This window comes from Paenibacillus faecalis, from assembly GCF_900289175.1.
In the GTDB taxonomy this organism is placed as follows: Bacteria; Bacillota; Bacilli; order Paenibacillales; family Paenibacillaceae; genus Paenibacillus_AQ; species Paenibacillus_AQ faecalis.
In genome coordinates this window covers 1,448,322-1,462,528 of the sequence record NZ_LT985747.1, presented here as the reverse complement: position 1 = coordinate 1,462,528, position 14,207 = coordinate 1,448,322, and the positions used below count along the sequence as shown (strand labels likewise).

General features: G+C 45.0%; 11 protein-coding genes. 10 read left to right on the top strand and 1 reads right to left on the bottom strand.

All coding sequences use genetic code 11. The features are described 5' to 3' along the window. Nucleotides 1-70: 70 nt before the first annotated feature. Entirely contained in the window at nt 71-1,153 is a 1,083-nt protein-coding gene (locus C8268_RS07135) for an ATP-binding protein (protein WP_106767029.1), read from the top strand. A gap of 116 nt (nt 1,154-1,269) precedes the next feature. After that, on the top strand, nt 1,270-2,487 hold the full coding sequence (locus C8268_RS07130; RefSeq protein WP_106767028.1) for an MFS transporter: 1,218 nt from the start codon (nt 1,270-1,272) through the stop codon (nt 2,485-2,487). An 82-nt stretch (nt 2,488-2,569) separates the two neighbouring features. Here C8268_RS07130 and rnjA read toward each other — a convergent pair whose 3' ends face one another. Beyond that, nucleotides 2,570-4,288 (bottom strand): ribonuclease J1, encoded by a 1,719-nt coding sequence (gene rnjA / locus C8268_RS07125; protein ID WP_106767027.1) that lies wholly within the window; start codon nt 4,286-4,288, stop codon nt 2,570-2,572. Between the two features lie 215 nt (nt 4,289-4,503). Here rnjA and C8268_RS07120 point away from each other — a divergent pair, with 215 nt between their 5' ends. From C8268_RS07120 to C8268_RS07080, 8 genes are all read left to right on the top strand, one after another. Beyond that, on the top strand, nt 4,504-5,262 hold the full coding sequence (locus tag C8268_RS07120) for a YqcI/YcgG family protein (RefSeq protein ID WP_106767026.1): 759 nt from the start codon (nt 4,504-4,506) through the stop codon (nt 5,260-5,262). Nucleotides 5,263-5,566: 304 nt separating this feature from the next. Continuing rightward, complete coding sequence (locus C8268_RS07115; RefSeq protein ID WP_272939324.1) at nt 5,567-6,976, top strand: glycosyl hydrolase family 18 protein; 1,410 nt, start codon at nt 5,567-5,569, stop codon at nt 6,974-6,976. 220 nt (nt 6,977-7,196) lie between these two features. Next, nucleotides 7,197-8,099, top strand: coding sequence for a hypothetical protein (locus tag C8268_RS07110; RefSeq protein ID WP_106767024.1), 903 nt, complete (start codon nt 7,197-7,199; stop codon nt 8,097-8,099). Beyond that, entirely contained in the window at nt 8,096-8,674 is a 579-nt protein-coding gene (locus C8268_RS07105) for a hypothetical protein (RefSeq protein WP_106767023.1), read from the top strand. The genes C8268_RS07110 and C8268_RS07105 overlap by 4 nt, the downstream gene beginning before the upstream one ends. Before the next feature lie 482 nt (nt 8,675-9,156). Then, nucleotides 9,157-9,951 (top strand): sulfite exporter TauE/SafE family protein, encoded by a 795-nt coding sequence (locus C8268_RS07095; protein WP_234032688.1) that lies wholly within the window; start codon nt 9,157-9,159, stop codon nt 9,949-9,951. A 33-nt stretch (nt 9,952-9,984) separates the two neighbouring features. Next, nucleotides 9,985-10,893: an aldo/keto reductase gene (locus C8268_RS07090; protein ID WP_106767021.1), complete on the top strand. Its 909-nt coding sequence runs from the start codon at nt 9,985-9,987 to the stop codon at nt 10,891-10,893. 202 nt (nt 10,894-11,095) lie between these two features. Next, nucleotides 11,096-11,962 carry an ABC transporter ATP-binding protein gene (locus C8268_RS07085; protein ID WP_106767020.1) on the top strand — a complete coding sequence of 289 codons (867 nt, stop codon included), beginning with the start codon at nt 11,096-11,098 and terminating at the stop codon, nt 11,960-11,962. Next, nucleotides 11,860-14,163, top strand: coding sequence for an ABC-2 family transporter permease (locus C8268_RS07080; RefSeq protein WP_234032687.1), 2,304 nt, complete (start codon nt 11,860-11,862; stop codon nt 14,161-14,163). The genes C8268_RS07085 and C8268_RS07080 overlap by 103 nt, the downstream gene beginning before the upstream one ends. Nucleotides 14,164-14,207 lie beyond the last annotated feature (44 nt).

Here is a 14,207-nt window from a genome sequence, read left to right as displayed (position 1 = left end):
CGTATTAAAGATCTAGAATGTATGAACGATAATTGCACAACCTGAGATTGAGGGAGGGTGACTTCAAACGATGACTAATGGTAAAAGTCTTTGTGGCGATCTTATGGTTCAGACCATAGAGAGAGCACCGATCGGTACGGCGTTCCTTAATCTCGAAGGATACATCATCCATGCGAATCCTGCTGCCTGCATAATGGCGGGATACGAATTAGACGAGCTTGCGGAGCGTCCCCTTCATGATTTAATTCATCCGGAGGATGTTCCGATAGTTTATTCACATCTCACAGACCTGTTAAAGGAGGAACATTATTCTTACCAGATTGAATTAAGGTTGCTTCATAAGCTGGGCCATGTGCTATGGGCCTCATCTACATTGTTTGCAGTGAAGGATGACGAAGGAAAGAACAACGGATTTGTGCTATATTTGATCGATCTGACGGTACAAAAGAGAGCGGATCGTTTTGCAGCAGAAATGATGATTCAATCGGATAAGCTGTCGATGGCTGGGCAGCTGGCAGCGGGGATAGCTCATGAAATTCGAAATCCGATGACGTCCATCAAAGGCTTTGTTCAGCTTCTACGTTCCGATACGGGAAGTAAAAAGAAATATTTAGACATCATATCCTCTGAAATTGAAAGAATCGAACTTATTCTCGGTGAGCTCCTGCTATTAGCCAAACCCCAGGGGGTCAAATATGAGAGTAAAGATATACGGCGCCTTCTTGAACAGGTGATCACATTGTTGAATTCACAGGCTATCCTCAACAATGTGGAGATCATTACGAGATTTGGGTCTAAACCGGCTTTTGTAAAATGCGATGAAAACCAGATGAAGCAAGTGTTCATCAATTTCATTAAAAATGCAGTAGAATCCATGCCTAATGGGGGGAAATTGACGATTTATTTAGAAAAAGGAGAAGCCGATCGGGTCCATATTTGTTTTGTTGATGAAGGCTGCGGTATTCCGGAAGCTATTTTATCCCGAATGGGTGAGCCGTTTTATACAACTAAGGAGAAAGGAACCGGTCTTGGCTTTATGATCAGCAAAAAAATGATCGAGGATCACGATGGTCGGGTTGTTGTATTCAGCAAGCCTGATGAAGGGACGACGATAAAAGTTACACTGCCGCTCGTACATAAGGAAAACGACTGAAATCGAATACAAATAACAGCTTGTAAACGCACCTCAATTTTTGACGGATAAAACGCTTGACCAAATGCATCCGTAAACCTAAATTATAGAAAGACATAGGAGGGGGAGGGCTGTTTATGAGCCATATTGAATTGATCAGGCATCCTAAGCGGCGTAAACTGCTGTTTAGCACAGGTCTTAGCTGGATGTTTGATGCTATGGATGTTGGTATGATTTCGTTTGTTGTGGCTGCGCTGGCCTCAGAATGGTCGCTCAGTTCACAGCAAATCGGTATATTGACGAGTACGACTTCTATAGGGATGGTATTTGGCGCTGCGTTTGCCGGGTTTTTGGCAGATAAGTACGGCCGGAAAAATATTTTACTGTGGACATTGCTTATTTTCTCGGTAGCCAGCGGACTATCTGCACTTGCCACAGGCTTTGTTATGCTCTGCATTTTTCGGTTTATTGCAGGTTTCGGGTTAGGAGGCGAGCTGCCTGTGGCTTCCACTCTGGTGTCTGAAAGCATGCCGGTGAAAGACCGGGGCAGAGCGGTTGTGCTGCTTGAAAGTTTTTGGGCGGCAGGGTGGATTTTGGCGGCGCTGATCGCTTATTTTATCATTCCGAATTATGGATGGCAGATGGCCTTTGTGATCGGGGCTTTGCCTGCGTTTTATGCGCTGTACTTGCGAAGAGCGATTGAAGACCCTCCGAGATATATTCAGCAAAAAAGTGCAAGAAAACTAACATTGATCCAGCGTGTGCAATCGGTCTGGTCTCAAGAGCATCGTAAAACAAGCATCATGTTATGGATTTTGTGGTTTACGGTTGTATTTTCTTACTATGGGATGTTCTTGTGGCTGCCTACCGTTATGCTGGACAAAGGGTTTAGTCTCGTTACAAGCTTTCAGTATGTGCTGATTATGACGCTTGCACAGCTGCCAGGATATTTCACAGCCGCTTATTTTATTGAAAAGTTCGGGCGGAAGTTTGTGCTGGTTACATATTTGATTTGTACAGCTCTTAGTGCCCTATGGTTTGGCTTTGCGGATTCCGTTGGTATGCTGATCGCTGCCGGTATTAGCCTGTCTTTCTTTAATCTTGGCGCCTGGGGCGGTTTATACGCATATTCACCGGAATTGTACCCAACGCGTGTGCGCTCCACAGGAGTGGGGCTGGCAACATCCTTCGGACGTATCGGCGGTGTGATTGCCCCCTTGCTGGTCGGCTTTTTGAAGGGTGGAGGGACAAGCATCGAATCGATTTTTACGATGTTTTTTATTACGATTCTGATTGGTGCATTTGGGGTTATGCTGTTAGGCAAGGAAACCAAGGGACTGGAGTTGGCAGATTAGCTGGCGATCGGAAGAAAAAAATTCAAGCCAACAATCTAAGAAGGGGCTACCTTAAAGGTAACCCCTCTTGTGATTGAGTCGCTTAAACTTCCATGATGGAAGGCATGATAAACGGACTGCGTCCGAGTTCTCTTTTGAAATAACGCTTTAAACTAGTTGTTGTTATCTGTTCCCAAGCTGCACGATCATATTCCCGCTGATCGCCAGCTTTATTGAGATGCTTGCGAACCATAGCCTCGGCACGGCGCAGCAGCGGTTTCGAATCTTGCATGTAGACAAAACCGCGCGTAATTAGTTCCGGTCCTGCGAGCAGCTTGCGTGTTTTAGGGTCAATCGTAATGGCAACAATGACAACACCTTCATGAGCGAGTTGAACACGCTCTTCGACCAGTTCCTTTTCATAGATCCGAAGCTCGCCGTTGTTGATGTATACATCGCCGGATTGAACATTTCGGCCTTTACGTGCTCCGTTTCGGTATAGAGACAATGTGTTTCCGATGTTTAGAAGATACACATTTTTTTCGGGTATGCCTACCTCTATGGCCAGTTGACGGTGACTCAGCATCATTCGATATTCACCGTGGATAGGCATGAAATATTTAGGGCGCAAGCTGCTGAGCATGAGTTTCAGATCTTCACGGCATCCGTGTCCGGATGTATGGATGTCCAAGATCGATCCGTATCGCACTTCGGCGCCAGCCCGCATAAGCAGATCGATACTACGGTTGACATTTTGCGTGTTACCCGGAATGGGAGATGATGAGAAAATAACCGTATCGTCCGGGTAAATCTGGATGGAGCGATGTGCTCCTGTAGCGATTCGGGTTAGTGCAGCATTCGGTTCTCCCTGACTGCCGGTACAAATGATCAACACCTGATCATTAGGGTACTGGTTTACGTTTTTGACGTCAATGATCATTCCTTCTGGTACCCTGAGATATCCAAGCTCCTGACCGATCACGAACACTTTTTCCATACTGCGTCCGATAATCGCGATTTTACGGTTCGTGCGAATCGCCGCTTTCACAACCTGCTGTAGCCGATGGACATTGGAGGCAAAGGTTGCGAACAATATCCGGCCAGGGCATTCCTGAAATTGCTTGAGTATCGAGTTGCCCACCGTTCGTTCAGAAGGTGTGAAACCTTCTCGCTCACTGTTCGTACTATCCGCGAGCAAAGCAAGTACACCTCTTTGGCCAATACTCATGATTTTGTGAATATCGGCAGGTTTATCCTCGGGGGTAAAGTCGAATTTGAAGTCTCCTGTATGTACGATCGGGCCGTAAGGTGTTTCAACAACAACGCCAAAAGCGTCGGGTATACTGTGCGTCGTCCGGAAGAAATGGACCGAAAGATGCTTGAAAGAGAACTTGTCGTTTTCATGGAATATACGCAGATCGCTTTCATCCAGCAAGCGGTGTTCATCGAGTTTGGCTCGAACCAGTCCGATTGTTAGCGGACCGCCGTATATCGGCATCTGAATTTGACGAAGCACATAAGGGATTGCGCCTATATGATCTTCATGACCGTGCGTAAGAAATAATCCTTTGATCTTGTTCTTGTTTGCTACGAGATAGCGGATATCTGGAATAATATAATCGACTCCGCTCATTTCAGCATCCGGAAATTTAAGACCGGAATCAATGATAATAATTTCATTTTTAAACTCAACACCGTACATATTCTTGCCGATCTCGCCAAGTCCGCCAAGTGCAAAAATACGCACGGGGGGTAAGGACGGTTTTTTTGGTTTCTTTGCAGCAACCGTCTGGATTTTTTCTGTTAGAAGGGGTTTAGACATAATGTTGAAGTATTCCTCTCTATAGTAATTAGGGCAGAGCCCATCTAATATGAACGCTCAAGAAAGCATCTTTAAATAAGATATCAGAAAGTACAATCTTATTGAAACGTATTTCTGCAACACACTGAACCAAGGGCTGGTTCACAAAACAATGATATGGACAGTCACCTATTTTCCTTATTTTTATAACCTATATAGGAAGAGGAGGGCTGCCCATGATCAAGCCGATGAAGCTTGAAGATATTCTTCAGGCCCAAGAAAAATGCAACAGCTGGCATATGGATGCCATCCAACACTGGACGGCGAAAATGACGGATCGTGAATTCAAGTTTCCTTGTATTCCGGCGGTTCAAGGATTTGCTCTACATCAATTAAGGTACGGATTTGTACAATATACCGATGATTTCGATGCAGCCGAGCAGCTGGCCGCTTTGCTTCTGAATTATGGTAAACAATCCAGAGCGATAGGACCCTATACTTCACTTGTCATATTTATTCAAAATGAAACTGAGCCGCAACGAAAGGACGGCGTAGAGCATTATGAACGGTTGTTCTGGTCCCTTCTGAGCCATACGACAGCGTTGGACCGTAAACCGTGGCCCGCCCATGTACCGAGTGATCCGTCTGATCATCTGTGGGAATATTGCTATGACGGCGAGCCTTACTTTGTGTACTGCGGAACCCCCGCTCACAAAATCAGGCGCAGCCGCAGCTTCCCTTACATGGTGCTTGCATTTACACCACGATGGGTTCTTGAAAGATTCAATTCGGTACCGGAACGGGTGGATAAGGTAAAACGGATGATACGAAGACGTCTTCACGCATATGACCCTGTGCCTCCGCATCCGGATCTGAATGTATACGGGGCGAAAAACAATTATGAGTGGAGACAATATTTTTTACGTGACAGCGGCCATTCATTGTTATCCTGTCCATTTATGCGTATGTATTTAGAGTGTGAGGACAAGACGTAATTATACAAAGAGCAACCTTTAAGCGGGTTACTGCACATTTATTTGGAAGGCGTCGTTTGCTAAACGGCGCCTTTTGCCTTTTCATTAGGGATTTTGAAGTCGTCTCTTATTGAACCTTGCTGGCTATCTATACGATTTTTCCCCTAGATTATACAATATTCCCCTTGTTGTACCAATTTTTACCGAGTTACACTGAAACTGATCTTATATTAAGTGTACCATTTTTGAGAGGGGGTGTGGAGGAAGAAAGTTTCGTTAGAGCTTAAAAGCGCTCGTATATTTCAAAATGCAAAGGAGAGATGTAATGACGAACAAACGAACGACAAAAATGAAAGCGCTTCTTCTGTTTTTTGCTCTTATGCTGTTATTAAGTGTTTTTCCTCCATCTCCGTCTGTAGCAGCGTCAGCTTGCACCGATCCGGCCTGGAGCAGTACGACAGCTTATAACGGTGGAGACCTTGTTTCCCACAGTGGGAATACGTGGAAGGCAAAATGGTGGACCCAGGGAGAGGCACCTGGTTCCGGGGGAGCTTGGGGCGCTTGGCAGGATCTGGGGCCTTGTGGTGGCGTAGAGCCGCCAGTAGAGCCGCCAGTGGAGCCTCCGGTTCAGCCGCCAGTAGACCCCCCTGGAAATCCAGGGGACCGGATGTATGTAGCCTATGCCAGCTCGTGGAATACAAGTATTTATGATCTGACAACAGCGAACATTCCGGATTATGTTACACATTTAAATCTGGCATTTGTAAGACCGGATACCAATTATGTCAAAGGCTCTTATGCATTCGATCAGGGAGTTGCCGGATTGGAATTTTTTGAGGGAGCTTCAACACCCAATGGGCAGAAAAAATTCACTGCCCAGCAGGCACAGGACCTTCGCAATAATATCGCTGCACTAAAAGCTCGTGGTACGAAGGTGTTTCTGTCGGTAGGCGGCTGGTCATACAGCCAGGGCACGCAGTGGTCCCGATTCAATGCCAAAAACATCGTTGATTTGGCCCAAGATCTTGGTGCGTCCGGTGTGGACATCGATTGGGAATCCAGCGGCAGTATATGCAACAAGCAGGTGGCTAGTCAGTTCAGCTGTAGTAAAGATGGGGAAATCGCCGGCATTATTACAAGTTTGGATCAAGAGGTTAACGCCCGTAATGCTAATCTGCAAATTTCAATCGCCGGTTGGTCAACGGGAGCTTATTATGTGAAAGGAACACCGTTTGAGGAAGGGAAGGTACAATGGGGATCGCCATTCGGAGGAACCATGTACAGAGTTGTGAAGGATCATGGCAATAAGATCGATTTTATCAATTTGATGTCTTATGATGGCGGAATTTATTATGATCCGCGTGAAGGCTATGAATCCTACCGTGCCATTTATAACGGTCCGATCAATATGGGGATGCAAATCGCTCCAGAAGGCTCTGGAGGTGCGGTGTTAAAACTGAATGCAGAGCCGGGAACGGTATATGATGCAGAAATGCTGAATGGACAAAATAACATCGCAAGCAAATATTACAACGTGGAAACTATGGTGAATTATATTAAGAACAAGGGCAGAGCCAATGACGGATTTATGCTATGGCAGCTGTGGAAACAGCGGGTTCATCAGCCAGCCCCGGCAGGAGCTGCAACAGAAAACAATGCAGGCCAGTATGTTTGCAGTAACCTGCCTCTTGAGGGCAATTGCAGCCAGAGCATCCCATCATTACCGAAATTATAATGTTTTGCTGAATTCAGATTTTCAGATTTGAAGAAGCAGTCGGCAGCGGCATAGGAGTCTATCGCCCGGTCCGGCTGCTTTTTATGTAAACAACAGACAATCAGCATGCTGCTGTGGATACATATGATCAACGAAAGGTGTTAACAAAATCAAACCAAACTTTCTTGCTTTTTCGTTGTTTATAATGGGGAGGAACCCGGAAATAGAGGGAAGTGAGAATATGAGAAAAACTTGGATAGGCATCTTGGCAGCATTTATAGTGATTGCAGTCAGCTGGATTGGGAACATATCGTTCTTTCAGGCGCATCAGTTGGGTGATTCCATTTTTCTGGAACATCGGATTGAAGTGCTTAACGAAGGGGGCGACTCTTTCTTTTTGTATTATTTGGAGGATGCACAAGGGAAGAAGATCAGGACGATTGCTTTTCCACAGCATCCCGAACTGAGCATTGAAACACATGACGCTGAGTATATGAGGTATACTCGTCAACATTTGGGAAGGTTTCTCGTATCCATTCAGCCTCATTCGAATAACAAGGAAGCCAAAATGTCATTGGAACCTGCTGTTATCGACAAGGTTCTGGTTCAATATGATGACGGTTCAACAGCTGAACAAAACATTGGCGAAATCCGGTTTATAGATCCTTTCGAACACGGGAAGAAGGAAGCGCCGATTAGCGGAACTTCTTCAGGCAGTAGTTCAGATGGTACCGGATATGGGCACTTTAATGTGGCCCGATCAGCGGAGCTTCATTCTATGGAGTCAAACTATATGTCTATCATGGACACGATCCAGCTTTCTTTTCATTTTGACTATCGACTTCCAGAGATCAGAAGCGGCATTAGAAGTACCGGCAATGGTTCTAATGCCATGAATACGCCGGGAACTCCGCTCGAACAGCTGGAGCTGCCGATTCAACTCGCTAAAGGTGATTCCTTTTATGTTTCGTATCAAACAAACCCGGATGATCCGGAGAAGGTGTTCGAACTTCGTCTTCAGCTTGTTTTCAAAGAGAGCAGTAAAGAGCAGTGGATCGAATATATGTTTATCGGTTCAAATCAGCCATATTTTACCGAGGCACAAGTACGGAGCTTGGTGAGAGAGAAGAGGAAGCAGCCATGAGGAGAGCATGCAATCAGATCTTTTGGGGATTTCTATTGATTCTCATTGACATACGTATTGATTTGTTGGACATTTTCCCGGATCTTTTAGGATATCTTTTGCTGCTTACTGGACTTTATCAACTGAAGCGGCTGAACGTATATTTTAGCATCGGTTATGGGAGCGCTTGGGCGCTTATGATCATATCATTTATACAATTTTTCGCAGGTTTCGATCAGCAGCCGGTAAGCAGTGATCCGTTATATTTTAGTTCACCCGTGAATTACGGATTGTCCATCGTTCCTTTGATCGTTCAACTGGTATTTGGCTATGGACTATGCAAAGGGATTGAAGTTCATGCGGATACTTTAAAGCAGACGGAGCTGAAAAGAGCGGCACGAACCCGGTTACGTTTTTATGCAGCTGTTTATCTGATGTGGATGTTTATCCTGCCGTTCCATTTAAATGTAAAAGGTGAGATCATGCAGATGCTATTCTTTATGTTTGGCATCGGAATTTTGATCTGTACGTTGTCTGTTATTTTGCTAGTTCGGGCAGCGGCCCGGTTGTGGGATGATAAACGAGGAGTTTTCTAATATAGATGATACATAAAGTAGTACAAGGGTGTTTCTTCAGGTCAGATGACTTTGAGGAACACCCTTTTGGTTAGACTGAAAAATAAAAAACGTTTTTTGAGCAGCTAAAAACAGGAGAAGACGGTTTCCATCTTTGAAAATGTGATAACATAAAAAAGTGCTGGTCCAAAAAAGTCATTCATCGTTCCGATGATCTGATTTATATACAATCGTCACACCAAGATGACCGAAGGTTTCCTCGGTGTAGTGGTGGTCGGGGCAATGCTTGGTCAGCGACATGTTATCGTAATGCGAAACTAGTTTTTGCTCGCATTCGGGACATTTATCTTGCAACAGGGATTTGAATTTGCTGAACATGTGACACACCTCCGGTTTTCCGATGTTTTTACTTGGTTTTAATTATTATAATTTATATTTTATGGTAAGTACAGTATTAATGTTACCTAAATATCCAAAAAAATAACGAATGGAGATTGGTCAGCGTGGTAACACAACTTCTGGTTATGGTTCTCATCGGTCTTGTTGGATCATTTTTTTCCGGACTGCTTGGCATAGGCGGCGCTATCATTAATTTTCCACTGCTGTTGTATGTACCGGAGTGGTTCGGATTTACAGCATTTACTCCTAAAGAGGTCGCATCTATTAGCATGCTGCAGGTGTTTTTTGCCTCCCTGTCTGGCGTAATCTCTAATCGTTTAAGCACGAAGGGCGGAGCCTCGCTCGTTCATAAAAAGCTTGTAATACAGATGGGGTTTAGCACATTGATCGGCAGCTTGATCGGAAGTGTATCTTCTATATACCTCAATGGTGAAACCATTAATATCATATATGGATTTCTTGCTGTGATTGCTGTCATTATGATGGTGATTCCAACCAAGGCCGCTTCAGAAAACATCTCAGTTTCACAAGTAACCTATAATGTGCTGCTCGCTGTAATCTCCGCCTTTCTGGTCGGGATTGTTTCCGGTATTGTCGGAGCGGGTGGAGCCTTTATTCTTATACCGATTATGCTGACGCTGCTTAAAATCCCAACAAGGATCACGATTGCTTCATCCCTTGCTATCGTATTTCTTTCCGCGGTCGGCGGGGTTATCGGCAAAATCGCGGCCGGAGACATCCCGTTTTGGCTTGCTACCTTTGCAGTGATCGGCAGTCTGCTGGGCGCTCCACTCGGTACTTATTTAAGCCGGAGAATGAACGTAAGGATGCTGCGCTATGCTCTGGTCGTTCTCATTGCCGTCACGGCGGTGAAAGTATGGGTGGATATTTTGGTTTAGGGTACAGGATTCATTGTAAAAGGAGGATGCTGCATGAAGAAAAACCGTGTGGGCTCATCGGATTTATATGTAGGTGAAATCGGACTCGGCTGCATGTCCCTAGGTACGGAGGAAAAACAAGCTGTACGTCTTATTCATGAAGCGCTGGAACTAGGCATGAATCTGCTTGATACCGCAGACTTGTATGATGCAGGAGTCAATGAGGAACTGGTCGGAAAAGCGATAAAAGGGCGCCGTGATGAGGTGATCCTTGCGACGAAGGTCGGTAATCGTCGTGTTTCAGGTCAAGAGGGGTGGATTTGGGACCCGTCTAAGGAATATATCATGTCTGCCGTGAAAGACAGTATGCGCCGGCTCGGCACGGATTATATTGATTTATATCAGCTTCATGGCGGGACTTTGGAAGATCGGATTGACGAAACAATAGAAGCTTTTGAACAATTGAAAAAAGAGGGCTGGATTCGTTACTATGGAATATCGTCCATTCGTCCGAATGTAATTCGCGAATATGTGAAACGTTCAAGCATCGTCAGTGTTATGATGCAGTACAGTATATTGGATCGGCGTCCAGAGGAGGAAATGCTGCCTTTGCTTGCGGAGCGTGGTATCTCGGTTATTGCCAGAGGGCCGATCGCCAAAGGCATATTGAGCTATCGCAGTGAAGCTAAGGCAGATAAAGGATATCTCGATTATTCCAAAGAAGAACTGCTCGATGTGACAAGACAGCTGAACAAGGAATTCGGTTCCGTGAGAGATCTGTCCCATACAGCGATTCGCTATGTGCTTTCGCACCCGGCTGTAGCTAGTGCAATCCCGGGAGCCAGTTCGTTGGAACAACTGAAACATAATGCTGCGGCAGGAAACCTAGAACAGCTAACGCCTCAGGAGATTCAGCGCATTCAGGTGATCAGCCGTGCGAATCGGTATGAACAGCATCGCTGATCATTTTTTAATCATATATTTTTTGAGAACGAACACCCGGCGCCGATTACAGGCAGCCGGGTGTACCGGGTATGTGGCGTAAATGATGAAGTTCAATTTTTGACAAAACGTATAAATCCAAACTTTTTTTCGTCTGGCTCGTTTTCAGTTATAAGAACCGCGCGGACTTATTTTATTTTTGAAGTGATGAAAGGGTACCTACATGATTACGATTGAACATTTATCCAAAACCTACCGAAAAGGTGCATGGGCGCTCCTGGATGTTTCATTGACACTTGATAAAGGCATGACAGGTCTGTTGGGTCCCAACGGCGCAGGCAAAACGACACTGATGCGTATATTGGCCACACTGCTGACGCCTACATCAGGACAGGTGACGATAAATGGAATACCTTTGGGAAGACCGGAAGAAATTCGCAGAATGGTTGGATATCTACCGCAATTTTTTCATATTTATCCGCAGATGACCGGCCGTGATTATCTTGATTATGTCGGTGTCATGAAAGGAATTACAGATAAAAAGGTGCGCCGCAAGGAGATATCCACGCTGCTGGAAATGGTCAATATGCAAGAAAAAGCGGACAAAAAAGTCCGTACTTATTCGGGAGGCATGAAGCAGCGGATCGGTATAGCTCAGGCACTGCTCGGTTCCCCGGATGTGCTTATCGTGGATGAGCCTACAGCCGGGCTGGACCCGCAGGAACGGGTACGGTTTCGCAACCTGTTAACCCGGTTTAGCATGAACAGGACGGTATTGCTATCGACACATATTGTGGCGGATATTGAGAGCAATTGCCGGCGCGTTGCGGTAATGAATCGGGGCTGCCTTCTGATGACGGGTGATTTGGATGAGTTACAGGCGTGCGGAGAGGGATACGTATGGGAAGCCGTGTTAAGCCCTGCACAATTTGCCAAAGTTGATCCTTTTCTTATCGTATCTACTCGGAGCGTTCCGGAAGGAATCGTATGCAGAATGACAGGGGACAGACCGCCGATGAATGGCGCAATTCCAGTGGAACCTACGCTGGAGGATGGTTATTTGGCGCTGCTGCGGAGGGATCGGAAATGAATAGATGGGTGAAACAATGCGAGCTTGAATTCCGGATGGTGTTTGGAAACCTTCTGTTTTTATCGTTTCCTGTTATTTATGCCGTTTTATTTCTTTCATACGCTCTTTCTACAAGTAATTATGTCAATCCTCAACTATATACGATGCTGTACGAGTATTATTCCATGTTTCATACGTTGTCGCTTGGTCCAGCGATGCTGCTTGGCATTTTAACGATTCGCCGGGATATCAAGCGGTCATCCTTTGAGTGGAACCGCAGCTTGCCTGTATCTTTCGGGATGCTCTTGTCTTCCAAGTATGTTGTAGGAATCATCTATTTGTCGTTGTTTACACTAAGTGCCTCCATCATCTTTTATGTTGTCTCAACAGGATACGGTATTGATGGCAGCGTAGCAATGCAGCACACGATCAATATTGTGGTTCAATCTGAAATATCGTATATGGTTACTTTTGCGCTTGCCATGCTGCTTTCTGTCTGTATACCGAATCGGGTGGTATATCTGATCGGTTTTTGTGCGTGGATGTTCGGGACCTTATTTATGGATATTTTTCTTATTAACGAACTCGGTTTTTTTTCACTTAAAACCTTTCATCTTAACCAGTTTTTCCTGCAAGACAATCCGTTTTCGAGTGAGACATGGGGATATCAATTGTTTGGGGAAGAGATACTCCATTCCAGAGTGTTCGTGCTGGCTTTTACGCTGTTGCTGCTTGCAGTTAGCCTTTTAATACTGAACCGTACTCGTCCTACGATGAACCTGAAATGGTGCTGGCTGGGTGCTGCAGGTGCTGCTATGATAGCTGTTGCAACTTTTGCTCCGTACAATTCGATTTGGCAGGAACGTTATGCTGGCATTGATGAAAAAGTAAATGACTCCACGATCCGCTTATCTGGAACCAAATTTTCAGAAGATGTCAAGCTTATCGTTTCGAAGTATGATATAAAGCTAAAGAGAAAAGCGGACAATATGCTGCAGTTTCAGGTCGAACTTGAAATACCGGCGAAGGAGTGGTCAGGTAAGTCTTCATTTCCGCTCACCCTGAATCGAAGCTTTCAAGTAAGTAAGGTGCTGGTTCAGGGAGCTGAAACAACATACCACCGTCAAGGGGAACGCTTGAATGTAGAAATTCCGAATGAGGCGGTCGGCGAGCTTACTATTGAAGTTCATTATGCCGGTGAAATCATGGATTTTCTGCATGAGTATAACAATGAAAGATATCCTGCTTTCAGTGTAGGAGATGAAGTAAACCTACCCAAATACATGGCTTGGTATCCGCTTCCGGGATATCAGGATGTTTATGTGAAGAGTGAGTCTGGGCAAGATCGTATTTTTACTGGTTATCGGTTTAATAGTATGTATTTTCCGCCAGCGGATATGACGCTGACTGTTGAAGGATATTCGGCTCCATTGTATACCGGGATTCAAGAGCTTGAACGAAAGGAAGGATATCAGCGGTTTGAAGGCAAGGACGTCATGGGTCTTTCCTTGTTTGGTAGTGAAGGCTGGGTTGAGGTGAAAGAGGAAGGGATACCGATAACAGTCGTAACGACCCAATATACCTTAGAGAATGCACGGCTACTATTGAAAGAGCTGAAAGGGAAATACGATTACTTTAAAGAGTGGATTCCTGATTTAGAGTTAATGTCCGATGCCATAAAAATTTTATACTTTGGCACGACTGTAGAAAACCTTCAGGCAGAAAACAGCCTGGTAGACAATGGGTTAATTCTTTCATCCCGAACGATTTTTTATCATTCAGGCAGCGGGCTTCCAGGCGAATGGATGAATGCTATTCTTTTTGGAAGTCAAGAGGAATTTGACATGTATTCTGAGAGTGATCAAGTGGAGAAGGATGTGCGTGCAAGAATCAGCAGTTTGTTCTGGTATTTATATTATCGGGAAGCTGAAGGTGTAAGTGATAAGGAGCTTAGAAATCAATATGGCTGGGCAAGATCGATCCAGGTGTTAACGATGAAAGATACCGATTATGATTCAAAAGGGATCGGACGTAAAATGTTGAATCAAGTGTCGAAAGCGTTAAGTGAAGGCAAGGATGCGGAAGTCAAAGAGCTTCTTCTTTATTTTTACAATAAGGGAATCAGACAGCCGAGCGAGCGGAATAATACGTTCCTGAAAGAACAGGCCATTTCTTATGAGGAATGGAAGCTGGAATGGGATCGGATCGTAGGCAATCGCTAAAAGTCAATAGAAATGACTCATCCTATTGGTATAGGTATGAAGAG

Coding starts and splice junctions, on each gene's coding strand:
- C8268_RS07130 (WP_106767028.1), top strand. CDS start 1,270: ATGAGCCATATTGAATTGATCAGGCATCCTAAGCGGCGTAAACTGCTG.
- rnjA (WP_106767027.1), bottom strand. CDS start 4,288: ATGTCTAAACCCCTTCTAACAGAAAAAATCCAGACGGTTGCTGCAAAG.
- C8268_RS07135 (WP_106767029.1), top strand. CDS start 71: ATGACTAATGGTAAAAGTCTTTGTGGCGATCTTATGGTTCAGACCATA.
- C8268_RS07105 (WP_106767023.1), top strand. CDS start 8,096: ATGAGGAGAGCATGCAATCAGATCTTTTGGGGATTTCTATTGATTCTC.
- C8268_RS07085 (WP_106767020.1), top strand. CDS start 11,096: ATGATTACGATTGAACATTTATCCAAAACCTACCGAAAAGGTGCATGG.
- C8268_RS07080 (WP_234032687.1), top strand. CDS start 11,860: ATGCAGAATGACAGGGGACAGACCGCCGATGAATGGCGCAATTCCAGT.
- C8268_RS07120 (WP_106767026.1), top strand. CDS start 4,504: ATGATCAAGCCGATGAAGCTTGAAGATATTCTTCAGGCCCAAGAAAAA.
- C8268_RS07090 (WP_106767021.1), top strand. CDS start 9,985: ATGAAGAAAAACCGTGTGGGCTCATCGGATTTATATGTAGGTGAAATC.
- C8268_RS07115 (WP_272939324.1), top strand. CDS start 5,567: ATGACGAACAAACGAACGACAAAAATGAAAGCGCTTCTTCTGTTTTTT.
- C8268_RS07110 (WP_106767024.1), top strand. CDS start 7,197: ATGAGAAAAACTTGGATAGGCATCTTGGCAGCATTTATAGTGATTGCA.